Source organism: Phreatobacter sp. AB_2022a (genome assembly GCF_026847585.1).
GTDB lineage: Bacteria > Pseudomonadota > Alphaproteobacteria > Rhizobiales > Phreatobacteraceae > Phreatobacter.
Genome location: NZ_JAPSET010000004.1, coordinates 112398 through 129856 on the forward strand (window position 1 = coordinate 112398; position 17459 = coordinate 129856).

21 protein-coding genes are annotated in these 17459 nt (G+C 68.2%); 7 read left to right on the forward strand and 14 right to left on the reverse strand.

What is annotated here, in order from left to right:
- A complete protein-coding gene (locus OZ671_RS04515) occupies positions 1 to 1215 on the reverse strand; it encodes an amino acid ABC transporter substrate-binding protein (RefSeq protein ID WP_268859618.1) in 1215 nt (404 codons plus the stop codon).
- 222 nt (positions 1216 to 1437) lie between these two features.
- Between OZ671_RS04515 and OZ671_RS04520 the strand changes: the two genes are divergently transcribed.
- Both OZ671_RS04520 and OZ671_RS04525 read left to right on the forward strand, forming a co-directional pair.
- Positions 1438 to 1752, forward strand: a complete 315-nt coding sequence (locus OZ671_RS04520) for a hypothetical protein (protein ID WP_268859619.1) — start codon at positions 1438 to 1440, stop codon at positions 1750 to 1752.
- 178 nt (positions 1753 to 1930) lie between these two features.
- Complete coding sequence (locus OZ671_RS04525) at positions 1931 to 2215, forward strand: hypothetical protein (RefSeq protein ID WP_268859620.1); 285 nt, start codon at positions 1931 to 1933, stop codon at positions 2213 to 2215.
- 33 nt (positions 2216 to 2248) lie between these two features.
- Here the strand turns inward: OZ671_RS04525 and OZ671_RS04530 are convergent, their stop codons facing one another.
- A complete protein-coding gene (locus OZ671_RS04530; protein ID WP_268859621.1) occupies positions 2249 to 3172 on the reverse strand; it encodes a LysR family transcriptional regulator in 924 nt (307 codons plus the stop codon).
- 118 nt (positions 3173 to 3290) lie between these two features.
- Between OZ671_RS04530 and OZ671_RS04535 the strand changes: the two genes are divergently transcribed.
- Positions 3291 to 4496, forward strand: coding sequence for an MFS transporter (locus OZ671_RS04535; RefSeq protein ID WP_268859622.1), 1206 nt, complete (start codon positions 3291 to 3293; stop codon positions 4494 to 4496).
- A gap of 176 nt (positions 4497 to 4672) precedes the next feature.
- On the opposite strand, the gene OZ671_RS04540 is transcribed toward OZ671_RS04535, so the two are convergent.
- The 3 genes from OZ671_RS04540 to OZ671_RS04550 are packed head-to-tail and all read right to left on the reverse strand — an operon-like array spanning position 4673 to position 8301.
- Positions 4673 to 4906, reverse strand: a complete 234-nt coding sequence (locus OZ671_RS04540) for a hypothetical protein (protein WP_268859623.1) — start codon at positions 4904 to 4906, stop codon at positions 4673 to 4675.
- A gap of 3 nt (positions 4907 to 4909) precedes the next feature.
- On the reverse strand, positions 4910 to 7126 hold the full coding sequence (locus OZ671_RS04545; protein ID WP_268859624.1) for an amylo-alpha-1,6-glucosidase: 2217 nt from the start codon (positions 7124 to 7126) through the stop codon (positions 4910 to 4912).
- Between the two features lie 59 nt (positions 7127 to 7185).
- The gene (locus tag OZ671_RS04550; protein WP_268859625.1) at positions 7186 to 8301 is read right to left on the reverse strand and encodes a glycosyltransferase family 4 protein; all 1116 of its coding nucleotides are present in this window, start codon (positions 8299 to 8301) and stop codon (positions 7186 to 7188) included.
- Between the two features lie 552 nt (positions 8302 to 8853).
- Here OZ671_RS04550 and OZ671_RS04555 point away from each other — a divergent pair.
- Together OZ671_RS04555 and OZ671_RS04560 are read left to right on the forward strand one after the other, a co-directional pair.
- On the forward strand, positions 8854 to 9471 hold the full coding sequence (locus tag OZ671_RS04555; RefSeq protein ID WP_268859626.1) for a hypothetical protein: 618 nt from the start codon (positions 8854 to 8856) through the stop codon (positions 9469 to 9471).
- A gap of 35 nt (positions 9472 to 9506) precedes the next feature.
- The gene (locus tag OZ671_RS04560) at positions 9507 to 9737 is read left to right on the forward strand and encodes a hypothetical protein (protein ID WP_268859627.1); all 231 of its coding nucleotides are present in this window, start codon (positions 9507 to 9509) and stop codon (positions 9735 to 9737) included.
- 287 nt (positions 9738 to 10024) lie between these two features.
- Here the strand turns inward: OZ671_RS04560 and OZ671_RS04565 are convergent, their stop codons facing one another.
- The 5 genes from OZ671_RS04565 to OZ671_RS04585 all read right to left on the reverse strand — a co-directional run bounded on the left by OZ671_RS04565 (position 10025) and on the right by OZ671_RS04585 (position 12049).
- Positions 10025 to 10237, reverse strand: a complete 213-nt coding sequence (locus tag OZ671_RS04565) for a hypothetical protein (RefSeq protein WP_268859628.1) — start codon at positions 10235 to 10237, stop codon at positions 10025 to 10027.
- A 31-nt stretch (positions 10238 to 10268) separates the two neighbouring features.
- Positions 10269 to 10532 carry a hypothetical protein gene (locus OZ671_RS04570; RefSeq protein ID WP_268859629.1) on the reverse strand — a complete coding sequence of 88 codons (264 nt, stop codon included), beginning with the start codon at positions 10530 to 10532 and terminating at the stop codon, positions 10269 to 10271.
- 53 nt (positions 10533 to 10585) lie between these two features.
- Positions 10586 to 10900, reverse strand: a complete 315-nt coding sequence (locus OZ671_RS04575) for a plasmid stabilization protein (protein WP_268859630.1) — start codon at positions 10898 to 10900, stop codon at positions 10586 to 10588.
- 91 nt (positions 10901 to 10991) lie between these two features.
- Positions 10992 to 11462, reverse strand: a complete 471-nt coding sequence (locus tag OZ671_RS04580) for a DUF1236 domain-containing protein (protein ID WP_268859631.1) — start codon at positions 11460 to 11462, stop codon at positions 10992 to 10994.
- A gap of 317 nt (positions 11463 to 11779) precedes the next feature.
- Positions 11780 to 12049, reverse strand: coding sequence for a hypothetical protein (locus OZ671_RS04585; protein WP_268859632.1), 270 nt, complete (start codon positions 12047 to 12049; stop codon positions 11780 to 11782).
- A gap of 270 nt (positions 12050 to 12319) precedes the next feature.
- Here OZ671_RS04585 and OZ671_RS04590 point away from each other — a divergent pair, with 270 nt between their 5' ends.
- Both OZ671_RS04590 and OZ671_RS04595 read left to right on the forward strand, forming a co-directional pair.
- Positions 12320 to 13393: an ROK family protein gene (locus OZ671_RS04590; RefSeq protein WP_268859633.1), complete on the forward strand. Its 1074-nt coding sequence runs from the start codon at positions 12320 to 12322 to the stop codon at positions 13391 to 13393.
- 371 nt (positions 13394 to 13764) lie between these two features.
- Positions 13765 to 14562 carry a DUF2161 domain-containing phosphodiesterase gene (locus OZ671_RS04595; protein WP_268859634.1) on the forward strand — a complete coding sequence of 266 codons (798 nt, stop codon included), beginning with the start codon at positions 13765 to 13767 and terminating at the stop codon, positions 14560 to 14562.
- Here OZ671_RS04595 and OZ671_RS04600 read toward each other — a convergent pair.
- The 4 genes from OZ671_RS04600 to OZ671_RS04615 form a co-directional block, all read right to left on the reverse strand.
- A complete protein-coding gene (locus OZ671_RS04600; protein ID WP_268859635.1) occupies positions 14510 to 14983 on the reverse strand; it encodes a hypothetical protein in 474 nt (157 codons plus the stop codon). The genes OZ671_RS04595 and OZ671_RS04600 overlap by 53 nt on opposite strands.
- Positions 14984 to 15116: 133 nt before the next feature.
- The gene (gene ssuE, locus OZ671_RS04605; RefSeq protein WP_268859636.1) at positions 15117 to 15731 is read right to left on the reverse strand and encodes an NADPH-dependent FMN reductase; all 615 of its coding nucleotides are present in this window, start codon (positions 15729 to 15731) and stop codon (positions 15117 to 15119) included.
- Positions 15732 to 15776: 45 nt separating this feature from the next.
- Positions 15777 to 16226, reverse strand: coding sequence for a cupin domain-containing protein (locus OZ671_RS04610; RefSeq protein ID WP_268859637.1), 450 nt, complete (start codon positions 16224 to 16226; stop codon positions 15777 to 15779).
- Between the two features lie 38 nt (positions 16227 to 16264).
- Positions 16265 to 17455 (reverse strand): LLM class flavin-dependent oxidoreductase, encoded by a 1191-nt coding sequence (locus tag OZ671_RS04615; protein WP_268859638.1) that lies wholly within the window; start codon positions 17453 to 17455, stop codon positions 16265 to 16267.
- Between the last annotated feature and the right edge of the window lie 4 nt (positions 17456 to 17459).

The following is a 17459-nucleotide window of genomic DNA, read 5'->3' on the forward strand; positions in this document are numbered from 1 at the left end:
TCAGGCGAGACCGAACTTGAGTTCGCCCTGGCGGATCGCGTCGGGCAGCAGCACTGCCGTCTTGCCGTCCTGGATCTGGAACACCGGCGGGGTGAGGCTGTCGATCTGGCCGGTGGGGCCGAAATGGACAGGGCCCCAGAAGGTGTCGACCTTCAAGGCGGCCAGCGCGTCGCGCACGACCGGGCCCTCGAGCGTGCCGGCCTGCTTGAGCGCGAGCTGCAGGATGGCGCCGGCAGCCGAGGCGGAGGCTTCGGCATAGTCGGGCGTCTCGCCGTTATAGGCGGCCTTGAAGGTCTCGACATAGCGGGCGGTCGAACCGAACAGATCGGCGCCCTCGTAGCGCACGGCCGGGTGCCACCAGGAGGCGCTGGTGACATTCTCGGCGGCGCCCTTCAGGGCCTGGATATATTCCTCGTAGGCGGGACCCGCGATCATCGTGCAGACCTTCGGCTTGATGCCGAGGTCGCGCATCTGGGCGCGCACCTGGACGAGGTCGTTGATATAGCCGCCGACGAAGACCCAGTCCGGCGCGGCGGCGCGGATCTGCGTCAGGGCCGAGGCGAAGTCGAGCGTGCCGATGGCGAACTTCTCATCGTAGACGATGTTGAGGTTGCGCGCCTGGCAGGACTTGCGCATCTCGACGGCGAGCGACAGCGGCAGGAGGTCGTTGCGCGAGAAGATCGCGACCTTCTTCACGTCGGGCGCCTTGGCCGCGACGAGGCCGGCCAGCGGCTCGGTGAGGGTCGAGTTCGGGGTGAAGGTGCCGAACAGATATTTGAAGCCCTGGTCGTAGACCTCGACCGAGGAGGCGGTCGGCGCGATCATCGGGATCTTGTAGCGTTCGGCGATGGCGCTGCCGGCCTTGGCGGCTCCCGAGCCGAAGGGCGAGAACAGGAACTGCACCTTCTCCTGGGAGACCAGGAAGTCGCAGGCCTGCACGCCGCGCGGGGTCGCCGACTGGTAGTCGGAATAGATGATCTTCACCGGCAGCTTGCGGCCGCCGACATCGACGCCGCCCTGCTTGGTGACCTCGGCCGCCCACAGGTCGTAGCCGCGCTTCTGCTTGCGGCCTTCCGGCGCCAGCGGTCCGGTCAGCGGCAGCGGGGCGCCGATGCGGATCTCGCTCGCCGCCTGGCCGAAAGCGAAGCCGGAGCCGAGCGCCGCGGCCGACAGGCCTCCGACCACCGACCGCCTGTTCATGATGACATTGCTCATCTGCGCCCCTCTATTTGACCCCGACCTCGCCAGGCTGGGTTTCCGACGGGAGTGTGACAGCGTGAGCCTCGTCAGGAAGCCCAATCTTGTGCATGACGTGTTGCCGGAATGAGAACGCGGCCGATTTCGCCGTCTCCGCCCGGTTTCGCGCACCGGTCAGCGGGGGCGCGGGAACAGTGGCGGCTGCCGCCGGTTGGTCATCGGAAGCAAGGGAGCTCAGTCATGACCATGGCATCGCCGCATCGTTTCGACGCGAATCCGGGCCGCAGGGCGGTCGTCGCCGGGAGCGGGCGCGGCGCGGGCAAGCGGCGCGGCGGCGAGCCGGGGCAGGCGGAGGACCTGGGCAAGCTGTGGCCGGGCGACGGCCAGGCCGATGCGCCCGGCAACGGCAACGCCAATGGCGACACGCGCCCGCCGTCCTTGCCGAAACAGCCGACGATGCCCGATCCGCGCGAGCGCAAGGAGATCGGCGAGGCGGTCGCCGATCTCGACTATCCGCCGCTCGAGCCGTCCCGCACCGGCGGTCGCAAGAGCTGACCAAGCCAGCCCGCGCATCGCGGCGTGTCGCTCATTGGGACAGGCGAACGGCGCCGGGCGCGGGGCACGCAATCGCCAGCCGAGCCTTCGGCATCGTTGCGCAACATTGCGCCATCATCTCCGGGGTGCATTCCGCAGCGTCATCAGGTGCGGTCTGACATCAATCCGGAGAGAACGCTTGACCCGTCCCATTGCCTTGTCGTTTGCCGCCTGTCTCGCGGTGCTGACCTTCGCCACCACAGCCGGCGCCTCCGCTTCCCGCGAGGCCTCTCCCGCCGGGCGGCCACCCGCCCTGGCGGAGCGCTTCGTGCAATCCCAGCTGCCGCGCTGCGTGCTCTACTCGTCTACGCAGCTGACGCCGCAGGGGCTGATGCGCTGCTCCTACCAGTGCGGCGACCGCATCGTGATCCATTCCTCCTACAACAGCTGCCCGTCCAGCATCGCCCGCCCGTCCGGCGGCTGACGGCCGCTGCTCGGCCCGCGCGCCCCCGACCGGTCAGTCCCAGGGCGCGCGGGCGCGCCAGCGCCGGTCGATGGCATCGACGAAGAGGCGCACCTTGGGCGAGAGATGACGCCGGGTCGGATAGACGGCACAGACCGGCGGGCCCGGCCGGACGAAGTCCTCCAGCACCGGCACGAGCGTGCCGTGCCTGATATCGGTGCTCACCAGATAGGCGCCGAGCTGGACGAGGCCGACGCCAGCCAGGGCGGCGTCGCGCAGGGCCTCCGTGCTGCTCATGCGCATGCGACCGGCAACCGAAACGTCTTGATCGATGCCGTTCGTGGTGAAGCGCCAGGGCATCGGCAGGTGCGCATGCGTGAAGACGAGCGTGTCGTGCCCGGCGAGCATGTCGGGGGTCGCCGGCGTTCCGCGCCGCGCGAGATAGGCGGGCGACGCGCAGACGACCAGCCGGTGCGCGGCGAGCACGCGGCGTACCAGGCGGCTGTCGTCATCGCCGCCGACGCGGATGGCGAGATCGATGCCGTCGCGGACGAGATCGCTGAACCTGTCGGAATAGGTCACGTCGGCCTCGAGCTCGGGCCAGTCGCCGAGGAATTGCTGCAGGATCGGCAGAACATGCATCCGCCCGAGCGAGACCGGCAGATCGAGGCGGAGCCGGCCGCGAGGTTGCCCGTTGCGGCCGGCCAGCGCGGCTTCGGCGTCGTCGACCTCGGCGAGAATGCGCAGGGCATGCTCATAGAACAGGCGGCCTTCTTCGCTGAGGCTGACATGGCGCGTGGTGCGGTGCACGAGACGGGTCGACAGACGGGCTTCGAGCCGCGCGACGCTCTTGCCGACCGCCGAGCGCGACAGGTTCAGCCGCTCGGCGGCGAGGGTGAAGCTCTTGAGATCGGCGACCCGGACGAAGGCGAGGAGGTCGCCGATATGGTCGATCGGCCCTGCGATCTGATTGTCCACGATTCGTCCCCTGTAATGCGCCGGACATGCAGTTTATCTCCCGTCGGGACCCGATAGAACAGCGCCTCCACCGCGCCGGCGCGGCTCTGCCGCCCGGATACGCACAAGGAGAGCGCCGATGTCGACCACGACCAGCCCTTTGCCGGCGGAGACGTGCCAGAGCGGACCGGCGCGCCCCTGGTTCGCCGTTGCGGCGGCGGGAGTTTCGACCTTCTCGGTGGTGACGACGGAAATGCTGCCGGTGGGGCTCCTGACGCGGATCGCCGCCGACCTGCAGGCGAGCGCCGGCACGACGGGCCTCGCCATGTCGATCCCGGCGCTGATGGCCGCGCTGTTCGCCCCGGTCGCGGTCGTTGCCGCCGGCGCCCGCGACCGCCGGCGGGTTCTGATCGGCCTTCTGGCCCTGCTGGCGGCGGCCAACCTTGCGTCGGCCCTGGCGCCGGGCATTGCCTGGCTGCTTGCGGTCCGGATCCTCGTCGGCCTGTGCATGGGCGGCATATGGGCGATCGCCGGCGGCCTGGCGGCACGGCTCGTGCCGCCGGCGCGCATCGGCACCGCCACGGCGGTGATCTTCGGCGGCGTCGCCGCCGCCTCCGTCCTCGGCGTGCCGCTCGGCGCGCTCGTCGGCGATCTCCTGGGCTGGCGCAGCGCCTTCGCCGCCATGGCGCTGGTCTGCCTGGTCGTGCTGGCCGCCAACTGGCGGGCCTTGCCGGCCCTGCCGATGACGGGCTCGATCCGGCTGGCCGACATTGCCGGCCAACTGCGGGTGAGCCGCCTGCGCCTCGGTCTCGCCGTCACGCTGCTCATCGTCGCCGGGCATTTCATGGCCTTCACCTTCGTGCGCCCGATGCTGCAAAGCGTCTCGCATCTTGCCGCGATCTGGGTCGGCCCCTTGCTCTTCGCCTATGGCCTGGCCGGCATTGCCGGCAATTTTCTCGCCGGCACGCTGGCGCAGCGCGAGGCCGGACCGCCGCTCGCGACCATCGTCGTGGCGCTCGCCGGAAGCCTGCTGCTGGTCATCGGCGCCGGCGCCAGCCCGGCCGGCGGTGCGCTGGCGCTCATCCTCTGGGGCGGCGCCTATGGCGGCGTGTCGGTCTCGCTGCAGACCTGGATCATGCGGGCGGCGCCCGGGATGGTGGAAGCCGGCACGGCCTTGTTCGTCGCGGCCTTCAATCTCGGCATAGCGGCCGGCTCGGCGGCCGGCGGGCTGGTCGTCGACGGCCATGGCCTGACGGCCAACCTGATCCTGGCCGCCGGAGTGACGATCATGGCGCTGGTGCCGGCGTTGCTGATCCGGCCGTCCGCTACGCCGCCAGGTCCGTGAAACGGGCGAGGCTCCCTCGTTCGGCCGGGTGGCACGCAGCGCAGCGACCGCTACACTCGCATCGATCCCGCCGCGAGGCCCCCGGCGACAGTCACGTCGTTTCGCAAGGGATCATTGCAGACAGCCTGCCCAAGACCTCCTTCGGCCCGCTCCCTCCGGATGCGGGCCGTTTTTCGTCAGCTCTTCCCGAGTTCAGGCCTGCCGGCGAGCGCCTCGCGCGCCTGGATCAGCTCGGCGAGCGCGCGCTCCTGCGCGGCCATGCGGTCGGCCGCGGCTTCTTCCGCCGCGATGCCGGTGAGAGCGGCCGACTGGGCGATCAACTGGCGGATATTGTCGCGTGTCACAGCAATCCGCCGGTCGATCTCGGCGATCCTGGCTGCCTTGTCGATCATTTCGTCCTTGTCTCCCATCGTTCAGCTCATGGTGACAACGCGCAGGCCGCCGCGCCGCGCCAGGACGTCGGCGACCACTTCCGCGCCGGTGCGGCGCAAGGCCACCGCGACAGAGCCGTCATTGACGGTCAGGCCGCGCAGCGTCACCTCCTGAAGGAAGTCCGGCATGACCGGCTGCTCGAACAGGATGTGGCCGGCGCCGATGTCGAAACCGAGCCCGAGGCAGGACTGAAGCAGCGACAGCGGCGTCGCGGCCGCCCAGGCCTGCGGCGCGCAGGCGACCGGATAGAAGGTCGGTCCATGGCCGGCCTGGCGCGGAAAGCCGCAGAACAGCTCAGGCAGCCGATTGAGGTCCATATAGGTGGACGCGGCGAACAGCCCCTCGAAAATGCGTGCCGCTTCGCTGCGGAATCCGTAGCGCGCAAAGCCCGCGGCGATCAGGGCATTGTCATGCGGCCAGACCGAGCCGTTGTGATAGCTCATCGGGTTGTAGCGGGCTTCGTTCGCCGCCAGCGTGCGGATGCCCCAGCCGGAGAAGCAGGCATTGGATGTCAGCGTCGCGACCACCGACGGCGCGCGTGTCGGATCGGCAATGCCGGTGAACAGGGCATGGCCGGCATTGGAGGTGCGCACCCGGCACGGCCGCTTGTCGCCGTCGAGCGCCAGCACATAGGTGCCGAGTTCCTCGTCGAAGAAGGTCTGGTCGAAATGGCCGCGCAGGATCTCGGCACGCGCCTCGAAGTCGATGGCCAGCGCCGCCTTGCCGAGCATCAGCGCGATGTCGGCGGCAGCCACCCAGGCGCCATAGACATAGGCCTGGACCTCGACGAGCGCGATCGGACCTTCGGCGAGCCGGCCGTCGGCGTGGAAGATGCTGTCGTGGCTGTCCTTCCAGCCCTGATTGACCAGGCCCTCGTCCGTCCGCCGCGAATATTCGACGAAGCCGTCGCCATCGCGGTCGCCATGGTTTTCGATCCAGCCGATGGCGGCCTCGATCTGGGGCCAGAGCTGCTGAATGGTCTCGGCGTCGCCGGTGCGCTTGAGATAGGCGCCGGCAAGCATGACGAACAGGGGCGTGGAGTCGATGCTGCCATAGTAGCGGCGGAAGGGGACCTCCCCGAGCTCGGCCATTTCGCCCTGGCGCGTCTCGTGCAGGATCTTGCCTGGTTCGGCGTCGGCGGCCGGGTCGAACGCGGTTGCCTGGTTCGCTGCGAGATAGCCGAGCACGCCGCGTGCGATGGCCGGATCGAGCCAGAGTGTCTGCAGGGCGGTGATCAGCGCGTCGCGCCCGAAGGCCGTCGAGAACCAGGGGATTCCGGCATAGGGATAGGGGCCCTGGGGCGTATCGGTCACCAGCATGTAGAGGTCTGCGACGCTGCGCCGGGCGACCTGATTGAAGATGTCGTTCGAGGAGCTGATCGCGGCAGCGCGCGCGGTCGAGACGCGCAGCGCGCGGCGCGACTCGCGCAGCGTGGCGAAAAAGGCACGGGCGGGGGACGGCTGGGCGCCTTCGGGATCGCAACGAACGGCCACGAACAGCACCCTGGTTTCGTGCGGGGCGAGGTCGAAGTCGAAGACGGCGAGTTCCGCGTCGACGGCGGTCGGCGCCGGCTCGAAGCTGAGCGTGGTGCTGCGCCGGCGCGCGTCCAGGCCGGTATAGGCCAGGGTCACGCCATCGGCGGTGACGATCGGCCGATGCGCCCGGCCACGGCGCGGGCGCGGGCTGCCGCGGACCTCGAAAAGATCGGCGAAGTCGGCCGCGAAGGCCAGTGTGACGCGTACCGTGCGGGGATGAAGGTCGAAGTTGCGCAACGCCAGCCGCTCATAGGCCGCGGCGTTCCAAAGGAAGCGCGACCGGCGGATATGGATGAGGTCGTGCGGCAGGACCAGCCGGCCCTGATCGTCGAAGAGATCCGGATTGGTCAGATCGCAGGTCAGCCCGGCATTGTCGTCGCGCAGGGTCGAGGACAGCAGCATGGGCCTTGCGCCACCGATCGTCAGATAGAGATGCGAGAGGTAGCGCGTGTCGCGGCAATAGATGCCCTCGGGGCTGCCCGGCCCGGCGAGTGCATCGCCGTTGTGGTCGAACAGCGCGAAGGTGTCGCCATGTTTCAGGGTGCGCGGCCGCCGCTCCTGCAGCGAGGCGGCGGCCGGGATGAAGAATTGCGCCACTGCCTGGCCGGCCGGGCCGGCCGGTGCCGGGGCGTGGGGAGCGGCATCAGCGCTCACGATCGACATGGGTTGCAAAGCCTCCTGCCTATCGTCCGTGTCTTCTCGTCGCCGCATAGCCGCCCGGATCAGATCCGCATGCCGCCCGCCTGCACCAGGTGCAGGCCGGCGCCATCCCCGGCCTGCCGCCGCGGCCGGCCGGCCTCGGCGCGGACGCCCGGCAGCGACCGGTAGATGTCGACATAGTCGCGGGCCATGCGCTCGACCGTGAAGCGCTGCTCGAAGGTGGCGCGCACGGCGGCGCGGTCCAGTGCATAGGCGGACGGCACCACCGCCGCGGCTTCCGCGATGGTGTCGACGATGAAGCCGGTGCGGCCGTGGTCGATGACCTCGGGGACGGAGCCGGAACGGAATGCGATGACCGGCGTGCCGCAAGCCATCGCCTCGATCATGGCAAGGCCGAAAGGTTCTGGCCAGTCGATCGGGAACAGCAACGCCCGCGCATTGCCCAGGAATTCCGACTTCTCCTGTTCGCTTATTTCGCCGATATAGTCGATCGAGGGATTGGCGGCGACCATCGGCTCGACCACGGTCTCCCAGTAGGCCTGGTCGACCTTGTCGACCTTGGCGGCGATCTTCAGCGGAACGCCGGCGGCGAGGGCGATTTCGATCGCGCGGTCCGGTCGCTTCTCGGGCGAGATGCGGCCAAGAAAGGCGAGATAGTCGCCACCCGGCTCGGCCGTGAAGTCGAGGGTCTCGGGCGGCAGGCCGTGCTGGACCATGCCGGCCCAGTTGAGCCTCGGCGGCATCGGGTTGCGCTGCTGATGCGAGATCGACACCAGCGGCGCCTGCGGGAACGCGGCATAGAACGGCTTCATGTCGGGCAGGTCCAGCCGGCCGTGCAGGGTGGTCAGCGTCCGGTCGGAAAAGGCCCGCACCATCGGATAGTGCAGGATGTCGATATGGAAGTGCAGGACGTCGAACGCGTCGGCGCGGCGCGCCACCTCATCGAGCATGATGACATGATATGGCAGGTAGTCCTTGACCGAAGGATCCAGCCGGAGCGCCATGTCGGAGCAGGCGACCAACTCGGCCGAGGTCTCGGAATCGCCACTGGCGAAGAGCGTGACATCGTGCCCCTGGCGCACCAGCTCCTCGGTCAGGTAGGACACGATCCGTTCGGTTCCGCCGTAGAAACGCGGGGGCACGCGCTCACAGAGCGGCGCAATCTGGGCGATCTTCATCAGCATGGTCTCCGAGATGGTCTCCTGGCGAAGGCCTGCCGCAACATCACGTGCGCCGCGCCCCGGTTCCCCGGCAGAAGGCGCATCGGCGATGATGCGTCCTTCGAGGGGGATCGTGGACCAGGGCGGCCCCGATGGCTGGTGATCTCGATCTGTCGCGCGGACTCCGGCATTGCGTCCAAGGGGCAACCCGCGCGACCTCGATCGGTTCCCGTGGCACTTGCGGCGATATGGAGGCAGCATTCCGAAGCGACGAGCGGGCCCCCGGGACGCATTTTTCGACGCCGCCATCTATCGCGAGGCCCTGCGGTCGGGCATTCAACAGGCACACGGCGGAAAAGCGATCGCGGTCGCGGCTCCAAAGTTCGCCTCCGGTCGACGGCGGATGCGGCGCTCCGGCGCCGCGTGCGTTTCGGTCACGAATACCGTTCCCGGTCATGTGATTAATCGGCCGTGCCTGGATCCGCAGCTTGCTCCCGTCCCGGCTTCGGGCGGCGCGAATGTCCGGTCCGGGACACGGGACGCCAACCCGAACTTGCGTGGTGAGAGCCCATGTCGTCTCCCGGCCAGGATCCGAATGTCACCCGTATCGGCCTCGACGTTCACAGCGTCGAACAGCTGTTCTCGACCTTCGATCCTTCACCCTTCCATGAATTCAGCCTGAACAGCACGGCTGCCCAATATGTCGCCTCGGAAGCCTGGTATGCGCCGCGGCGCAACCGTTTCGTCATCGAGCTCGGCCTCCGCGGCAAGCCGGCCGACCGGCGCGCCGTCGCCCGGCTGGGCGAGGTCCTGCGCGAGCATTTCCGGCGGGCGGCCGCAACGGAGGCGCAAAACCTGCGCAAGCTCCTGCGCACGGGGCTGATCTCGCTGGCGATCGGACTGGTCATCCTGGCGATCTGCACGGCGCTGGCGCGCGCTGTCGACGGGGCGCCGCTGCCGGACGGCTGGCGCGAGGGCATTCGCGACGGGATTTCGGTGTTCGGCTGGGTCGCCAACTGGCGGCCGGCGGAGATCCTGTTCTATGATTGGTGGCCGTTGCGCCGGTCGCGCAATCTTTATCGGCGTCTCGCCGAGGCCGAGGTCGTGGCGGCACAGCCTTCGCCGCACAGTCCGACCGAGGAAGCTGCGGCGCTCGACACCATGCCGATCGAAGCGGGCGGCGGGTGAGGCACCGCCGGACGATGGAGCCGATGGAGAAATCCATGCTGTCGATCATTCCGGACCTGGAGAGCCGCGGGACTTTCACGCCCGACGAGATCTCCATGATGCAGGTCATCTATCTCTCGGTCTGCGCGGAGCGCCGTGTGGCTCTCGACGACCATGCGACGCGCGAGGCGATCGCTCACGCCATCCTGCACGAGGTCGAACTCGGCAATTGGGATGTCACGGCGATCAGCGAGGTCGCCCGCGCGGCGAAGCGGCCGGCGAGTTGACGGCGGCGCGGGAACTGCCGGAGCGGCTGAACGTTGATGGACCGAAGGCGGCCCGCGGTGCCCTACGCCGCGCGATCGCCTTTCCAGAAAGACCCGAAAGGCTGATCAACATGTTTGCGGCGTCCGATGTCGAGCGACTGGCGCGTAAGCTTTTCCTCCAGGAATGTCTGATGAACGTCACGTGGGACGAATTGTCCGAGGTGGCGCGCGAGGCCTATCGCGCCGAGGCCCGGCGCATTCTCTATCGGGAACGGCAGTTCGCGGCCTGAGCAGCGGAGCGGGCCGGATCAATCGTCCGGCGCCGCCTTCTGCCAAGGGGCCGAAAGCCCCGGCTCCGCCACGATGTAGCCGTTGTCGATCAGCCAGAGCCTCAGGATCATTTGCGCCGCTTCGGACTGGCTGAGGCGCGGACGATATTCCTCGCGGAACTTGTCGAGGCCAACGGCCAGATCTTCCGGCAGCGCTGCACCCGAAAACATGCGGTCGGTGTCGTCGGACATGACGCCCTGCTCCCCAAAAAAAGGGCGCAGCTCAAAGGCTGCGCGTCCAGACGAGCGTATAGAGGCCGAGAACCAGCACCGCCGCGGCGAGTCCAATGATGAGGACGGCCAGGACCGGACGGCCGAGCGGGGCCTGCCTTGCGGTATCGGCGGTCAATTGCTGTTCGCCGGGCGCCTTTTCCGACGGCGGCTTGCGGATATCGGTCGGCTCGACGAAGCGGCTGCCCATCAGGCCGTGGTCCTGGGGATCAGGCTCTTTCCGGCGCCGTTCGTCTTCGTGGTCCGTGCGGGTCATCACGATCTCCTGAAACGGGTTCGCAGGAGCGGAGCGCGGCGCGTCCCGAAGGTTCAGGACGAGCGTGCCGCGGCGTTGCGCTTGCGCGTTGCCGCGGCCTTGCGGGCGGATGCCGAACGCTCGGCTGCCGAGCGGGACGCCGCCGCGGCGCCGCCCTTGCGTCCTCCTTTGTGGGCTGCAGGACGGCCGGTATCACTGCCGCGGCCGGAGCCTGCCTTCTTGCCGCCGCCGTCGTCCTTGTTGACGGTGGCCCAGGCGCGCCTCTCGGCTTCCTTTTCGGAAACGCCGCGCTGTTCGTAGCTTTCGGCGATATGATCGGCCTTGCGTTCCTGCTTGGCCGTATATTTCGATTTGTCGCCACGGGGCATGGGAGGCCTCCTCTGGTGAGCAACCCGGCGCCTCACGCGATGGTTCCGGCGGGCTCGAAAGCCCGCCGGCATTTCTGCAACGCGACCGGGATCACTCGTCGTAGTCGACACCCGGATCACTGATCACCTGGACGACCCGCCGCGTCGAGGGATCGACCACCACGGTGCGATGGTTCACCACCGTGTAGTGATAGGGCTTCGTGCTGTATTCGCGCGGCACGCGGTAGGTCCGGATGCCGTCACGCGGCAATTCCGTCCCGACGACGACCCGTGACGAATAGCGGTAGGACGGCACATGCCGTTCCTCGACGTAGCGCCGGAAGCGCGGCTGGGCGGAATCGGCGATGCCGCCCACGACCGCACCGGCCGCGCCGCCGACAGCCGCCCCTACGGGGCCGCCGACAATGGCGCCGCCAATGGCGCCGGTTGCCGCGCCCGTGCCGAAGCCTGCGCCCGGTGCCGGAGCGCGTTCTTCCTCAATAATGCGGCTCTGGGCGAGGGCCATGCTTGGCATCACCACGATGCCCAGCGCCGCGATCTTGGCGAGAGTGCTGCGTTTCATGGCAAAGGTCTCCTTTGCTTGAGGCAACCGGTTCCGTCAGCCGAAGGGCCTTCAGATCGGTTTGCACTCTCATGTAACCCAACGGCTCGGTTTAGGGTTCGACGATGTCGCGAAAAGATCGTGCGCATCAACATCGTTTTTGAATTGAAAGGCGCTTGTGTCGCAATGGCCGTTCTGATGAAGAATTCGAATCGGAAGTGTCGAATACATGAGTTTTTGAGGAATTGGCTGTCATAAGCAGGCGTTTTATGCGGGTATTTCGCCGTTTGATCATTGTTATATTTTGAAGCTGAACGTGATGTCTGCCGGAGGCCGATTCAGCGTGGCGGCTTCGCTCCTTTGCCACCGCTTCCCGCAAAGGTCGGCCGGCGCGTCGCGTAGGCGTCGCAGAAGGACTGGCCACGCTGCGTGAGCCGAATGTGACGATCCCGCACGACGATCAGGCCATAGCCGGTCATGCGGTCGATGAACGATGCGTCGACTGCCCGGACGACGCCATCGGCGACGTCGCGCAGGAATTTCTTTTCGAATGCGCCGAGGTCTTCCGGCTGAACTGAGAGAGGTTCGAACAGGCTGTTCTCAATCATCGTCCCGTCCTGTTGCGAGGGGCATCGTATCGACACGAGAACCGGCGGTTGCGTCATCCGTTCCCGACGAGAGGCCTTTTTGTGGCGGTGCGGCCGGCGGCCGGATCACGGACCACGAGAACGGGCGCCAAATGCCGGTGCGCGCAGAAGATTCCACCCTTGGCGGCCGTCGGGTCCCGGTCCGGATGACGCCCGGGAACGCTCGCGATGCGAAAGCGTTGATTGCCTTGGACCACCTGCAGTGACCGCGGCGAGGGAGCGATGTCGACCATGTCCAAACGGGCAAACAAGGCGCAACGGGGAGAACCGGTGATCGGCCATGGCGTTGCGCAGCTCGCCTCGGTGACGGTGGATAGTTACAATCTCGAATTGCGCGACCGGAACGGTTTCATCGGCGACCGTGCAAGCAAGCGCGCCTTCTTCGACAAGCTCGACGATCTCCGGGGCAGGCTGGACAAGCTCGACGCAGATCCGATCGGCGATGTTGCAACCGAAGAAATTGGCAAGAAGCAACTCGATCTGCACATCATGGGCGAGGATGCCGAGGCGGCCGCGCTGGTCCATGCCGCGATCGAGGGTTTTGCGGCGGAACTCGCCGAGGTCATCAAGCGGTTCATGCGCACCAAGGGCTGGGATGCGATCGAGCGCATCGCGGTCGGCGGCGGCTTCAAGCAGGGGCGGGTCGGCGCGCTGGCGATCGCCAGGGCCGGCGTTGCGCTGAAGGCCGACGGCATCGACGTCGGGCTGCGGCCGATCAGTCATCACCCGGACGAAGCCGGACTCATCGGCGCGATCCATCTGGTTCCCGCCTGGATGTTCGCCGGCCATGAGGCGATCCTGGCGGTCGATATCGGTGGCAGCAACATCCGCGCGGGCATCGTCGTGCTGCATCAGAAGAAGAAGGCCGACCTGTCGAAGGCGGAGGTGTGGAAGTCCGAGCTGTGGCGGCACGCCGATGACGAGCCGTCCCGCACCGAGGCTGTCAAGGAGCTCGTCAAGATGCTGAAAGGCCAGATCAAAAAGGCAGGCGACGAAGGCTTCAAGCTGGCGCCGTTCATCGGCGTCGGCTGCCCGGGCATCATCGCGCCGGACGGCAGCATCACGCGTGGCGGCCAGAACCTGCCCGGTGGAAACTGGGAGAGCGGCACGTTCAACCTGCCCGCGGCGCTGGTCAAGGAGATTCCGGCCATCGGCGAGCACGAGACGCTGGTGATGATGCACAATGATGCCGTGGTGCAGGGGCTCGCCGAGGTGCCGTTCATGCAGGATGTCGACCGCTGGGGCGTGGTGACGATCGGCACCGGCCTCGGCAATGCGAGCTTCACCAACCGCCGCAAGGACTGAAACGCCGCGCGGCACCCGTGCTCAGCCGGTCCGGCGGGGTGATTGGATCGCCCGGCGGGATCGGCAGCGGCGGCGGTTCGGGCTGGTCCGGCTGCGGTGGAATGGGTTGCGGCGGGGGCGGCGGAAAAGGTTCTGGCGCCGGCGGCGGCGGCTCGGGCTGCCCGGCGCGCCACGGCGCGAATCCGTCGACATCATCGATATCAGAGGACATGGCTGCCTCCCGTTCTGCTCCAAGCCGAACCGGCGGCGCGCGCCTTCGTTCCTTCACGTTCGATTTCCGCGCCTGCGCAAGGCATGCACTCGAAGTGCCTTGCCGGCGCGACTCGTGTCTAACGGAGCCACGAAGCGCGCGGCGGCATGGGGAGGCGGCCTTGGAGACATCGCTCTATCTGCCGGTGAAACGGTTCCTCGAAGGCCTCGGCTTTGCGGTCAAGGGCGAGATCGCCGGCTGCGACCTGGTGGCGGTGAAGGGCGACGGCCCGCCGGTCGTCGTCATTTGCGAGCTGAAGCTGAGCTTCAATCTGGAACTGGTGCTGCAGGGTGTCGACCGGGCGACGGTGGCCGACGAGATCTGGCTCGCCGCCCGCCTGTCGAGCCGCGGCAAGGGCCGGGAGGGCGATGCCCGCTTCCGCAATCTGTGCCGGCGGCTCGGCTTTGGCCTCATCGGCGTGACGGAGGCTGGAAGCGTGCGCGTGCTTGCCAATCCGGAGGCGCCGGGGCTCAGGCGCAATGCGCGCCGGCGTTCGCGCATCATGGCCGAATATCACAAGCGCCAAGGCGATCCGGTGGCCGGGGGCAGCACGCGGCAGCCGATCATGACGGCCTATCGCCAGCAGGCCCTGAGCTGCGCCGCGCTTTTGAGCTCCGGACCGCTCCGGCCGCGCGACGTCAAGCTCGTCGTGCCGGACGCGCCGAAGATCCTCAAGAGCAATGTCTATGGCTGGTTCACCCGGCCGGAGCGCGGCATCTATGCCCTGAGCGAAGCCGGCCGCCAGGCGCTCCTGCGCTGGCCCCAGCCGGCGCCGATCGGGACCGTGAGGACCGACGCACGACGCGAACCGGAAAGCACTCGGAACGCTCCCGACGATGCCGGTGCCGCGGACATCGCGCGGCATCTCACGGCGGCAGGCCCTCGCGGCCGCCGGCGGACGGGGCTGCAACCCCGATGACGGTCAGCACGAGCGGCGCGCGGTGATGTCCGGTCTGGGCGCCGAATCCGTCGGTGCCGGCGACGGTGATCGTGCGGCCGATCAGGGCCCCGAGCTGATCGTAGGCAGGCCGGCTCGCGGCATTGCCCGGATCGAGGCGCAGATGGATCCGCGAGACGGACTGGCGGTCGAGATTCTCGTCGCCCTCCGCATTCACGCAGACCGGCCGGTCGAGCGTCAGGATATAGGCGGGCTCGCGGGCATCACCGCGCCTGACGTCCTCGTAGTTCGGCGGACCGGGAAAGACCGGACGGGTGAGGCGGCCGGTAAAGCGGGAAGTCGCTGTTCCGCCCACCTCGATGCAGGCCGGCGTCTGGGCGCGGGCCGGCGCGAGCTGGACGGACGAAGCGAGCAGAACCGCCGCGATGAGCTTCGAGACCATGCGAGCACCTCCCCGAAGGGGCCGCCGCTGGGGCAGGCGGCCTGTGCCTGGGGTTGTCCCGTATCGACGCGTGGTACGCAATTGCCGCGGCTTGAGGCGGCATGCGATGGCCGCGCGGTCGCGCGGTCCCGTTTCATTCGGCCGCTTCGCGCAGCGGCCGCGGATGGCCGAACAGCGTCTTCGGCGAGGCGTCGGCGACGGCATGGGTGAAGTGCAGCACGGCCTCGCCGAGCAGCTCGGCGGCGCCCGGGTCGAGGCCGAAGGCCTCCCCGCCGCGTCGCATCTGGCCGGCGGCGACGAAGGTGCCCTGGACGATGTGGCGGGCGCCCATCGACTGCAGCACGGGCCGGAGCGCATAGTCGAGCGCCAGGACATGGGCGAGGCTGCCGCCGGTCGCCAGCGGCAGCACCGTCCGGCCGGCGAGCCCGAATTGCGGCATCGCATCCAGGAACGCCTTCAGGAGTCCCGAATAGGCGGCCTTGTAGATCGGCGTCGCGATGACGAGGCCGTCGGCGGCCTCGACCTCGCGCATCGCGGCGGCGAGGCCGGCATCGTCGGTCCGGCCGCTCATGAGCGCCGCCGGATCGAGCTCGCGCAGGCGGATGTGACCGCCGATCGCGACGGCGGGCGCCAGCAGGCCGAGCACGTGATCGGCAAGCTCCGCCGTCGCCGAAGCCGGTGACGGACTGCCTGAAATCGCCACCACCACCGGCTTGCGCGCGAGCCGGGCGCCTTGACGCCGCACCATCGCTTTTCTCCTGTCTGCTTCGACCCCGGGCCGTTCCCGCACGTCTCAGGCCGCCGGGGGCGGCAGGAAGTCGACCTCGTGCAAGGCGGAAAGGCGCACGACCTCGCCGGGATCGGGCACGTTGTGGATGGCCTTGAACAGATCGAACAGCCGGCGTGTCGGCGACACCCAGAAGAGGCAGGTCACCGTCTCTCCTGACTTGTTGAAGATGCCGTGCGGGATGCCCATGGGCAGGCGCGCGAGGTCGGCCGGCCCGGCCTGGATCTCCTTGCCGTCGAGCCAGAAGTCGAGCTTGCCGGTCAGCACATAGACGAACTCGTCCTGGGTCGGGTGGGTGTGCGGGGGCACGAAAGTGCCCTCCGGAAAGGTCGCGTGCCAGGACATCGACTGGTCGGACAGCTGCTTCGGCACATAGGTCTGGCCGAGAATGTTCCAGGCAATGCCCTCGAGGCCTTCCTGGGCGCGGGTCAGGCCGGGTGTCATGGTGAAGGTCATGGATATGTCCTCGATCGGGAGCGGACGGAGAGGGCGGCCTATTCGGCGGCGACGCCGAGGGACTGACGGTTCGCCGCGGCCTGCCTCGCCTTCAGCATCGGGATCACCTCGTTGGCGAGGCCGGTCAGCGTGCGCACCACCTTCCAGTGCGGCATGTCGCCCCTGTGGATCTGGAAGATGATGCGGCTCGAGCCGGCCTCCTCGGCCCATTTCTCGATGGTGTCGGCAACCGTCTTGGCCGTGCCCGCGACCACCCGGAACTGCTGGCGGATCTGGTTCCAGTCGAAGGCCCCGCCATGGCTCGAGGGCAGCATGCGGCCGTTGCGCTTCCTGAACTCGTCCAGCGACAGGTAGCCGGGCGCGTCGATGAACCGGCCGGCCTTGGTGAGGGTCGTGAAGAAGTAGCGCACATGCGGTTCCATCTCGGCGAGCGCGCTCTCGTCGTCGTCGCCGATATAGACCATGCAGGTGATCGGGATCTGGTCCGGCGTGATCGTGTGGCCGTAATGGGCCGCGCGCTCCTTCAAGGTCTTCTGCGCGGCCAGCTGGCTCGCGATCGGGCTGAAGGTCGAGGAGTAGCCGAGGCCGCGCTGGGCCGCGAGCTCGATGGTGCCGGGGCTGCCCGAGCCGACGAGATAGACCTTGGGGTGGGGCTGCTGATAGGGCCGGGGCCAGATGTTGAGGTAGCGGTAGTTGTAGAAGCGGCCTTCATGGCGGATCGGGCCGTCCTCGGTCCAGGCCCGGAGGATGACGTCGAGGGCTTCCTGCTGGCGTTCGCGCGAGGTCACCGGGTTGACCGAGTTGGCCCAGTATTCCATCGGCGTGCCGAGCGGGAAGGCGACCTCCAGGCGGCCGCCCGACATGACGTCGAGCATGGCATAGGACTCGGCCAGGCGGTGCGGCTGGTCGAGGCCGGCGGGCGTTCCCATCACGCAGATCTTGGCGCGGCTCGTCTGGGGAATGAGCGCGGCGGCGACCACCGAGGCGATCGGCATCAGGCTGTAGGGCGTGTTGTGGTGCTCGTTGACGCAGACGCCGTCGAAGCCCAGCTTGTCGGCAAGCGCCAGCTCGGCGAGGTAGCGCCGATAGAAGGCGTGGCCGGCCTTCGGGTCGAAATATTTGTTCGGGAAATCGACCCAGAGCGAGTCGAAGTCGTCCACATTCGGCGGCAGGTCGGTATAGGGCATGAAATGCCAGGCGTAGAACTGGGTATCCGGCAGGATCGGCATAGCG

Excerpts from the sequence above, each read along its gene's own strand:
- OZ671_RS04565 (WP_268859628.1), bottom strand. The coding sequence starts at position 10,237 with ATGTCCGACGACACCGACCGCATGTTTTCGGGTGCAGCGCTGCCGGAA.
- OZ671_RS04585 (WP_268859632.1), bottom strand. The coding sequence starts at position 12,049 with ATGATTGAGAACAGCCTGTTCGAACCTCTCTCAGTTCAGCCGGAAGAC.
- OZ671_RS04580 (WP_268859631.1), bottom strand. The coding sequence starts at position 11,462 with ATGAAACGCAGCACTCTCGCCAAGATCGCGGCGCTGGGCATCGTGGTG.
- OZ671_RS04535 (WP_268859622.1), top strand. The coding sequence starts at position 3,291 with ATGTCGACCACGACCAGCCCTTTGCCGGCGGAGACGTGCCAGAGCGGA.
- OZ671_RS04615 (WP_268859638.1), bottom strand. The coding sequence starts at position 17,455 with ATGCCGATCCTGCCGGATACCCAGTTCTACGCCTGGCATTTCATGCCC.
- OZ671_RS04590 (WP_268859633.1), top strand. The coding sequence starts at position 12,320 with ATGTCCAAACGGGCAAACAAGGCGCAACGGGGAGAACCGGTGATCGGC.
- OZ671_RS04550 (WP_268859625.1), bottom strand. The coding sequence starts at position 8,301 with ATGAAGATCGCCCAGATTGCGCCGCTCTGTGAGCGCGTGCCCCCGCGT.
- ssuE (WP_268859636.1), bottom strand. The coding sequence starts at position 15,731 with ATGGTGCGGCGTCAAGGCGCCCGGCTCGCGCGCAAGCCGGTGGTGGTG.
- OZ671_RS04570 (WP_268859629.1), bottom strand. The coding sequence starts at position 10,532 with ATGACCCGCACGGACCACGAAGACGAACGGCGCCGGAAAGAGCCTGAT.
- OZ671_RS04560 (WP_268859627.1), top strand. The coding sequence starts at position 9,507 with ATGCTGTCGATCATTCCGGACCTGGAGAGCCGCGGGACTTTCACGCCC.
- OZ671_RS04540 (WP_268859623.1), bottom strand. The coding sequence starts at position 4,906 with ATGGGAGACAAGGACGAAATGATCGACAAGGCAGCCAGGATCGCCGAG.
- OZ671_RS04555 (WP_268859626.1), top strand. The coding sequence starts at position 8,854 with ATGTCGTCTCCCGGCCAGGATCCGAATGTCACCCGTATCGGCCTCGAC.
- OZ671_RS04545 (WP_268859624.1), bottom strand. The coding sequence starts at position 7,126 with ATGTCGATCGTGAGCGCTGATGCCGCTCCCCACGCCCCGGCACCGGCC.
- OZ671_RS04610 (WP_268859637.1), bottom strand. The coding sequence starts at position 16,226 with ATGACCTTCACCATGACACCCGGCCTGACCCGCGCCCAGGAAGGCCTC.
- OZ671_RS04600 (WP_268859635.1), bottom strand. The coding sequence starts at position 14,983 with ATGGTCTCGAAGCTCATCGCGGCGGTTCTGCTCGCTTCGTCCGTCCAG.
- OZ671_RS04575 (WP_268859630.1), bottom strand. The coding sequence starts at position 10,900 with ATGCCCCGTGGCGACAAATCGAAATATACGGCCAAGCAGGAACGCAAG.
- OZ671_RS04515 (WP_268859618.1), bottom strand. The coding sequence starts at position 1,215 with ATGAGCAATGTCATCATGAACAGGCGGTCGGTGGTCGGAGGCCTGTCG.
- OZ671_RS04520 (WP_268859619.1), top strand. The coding sequence starts at position 1,438 with ATGACCATGGCATCGCCGCATCGTTTCGACGCGAATCCGGGCCGCAGG.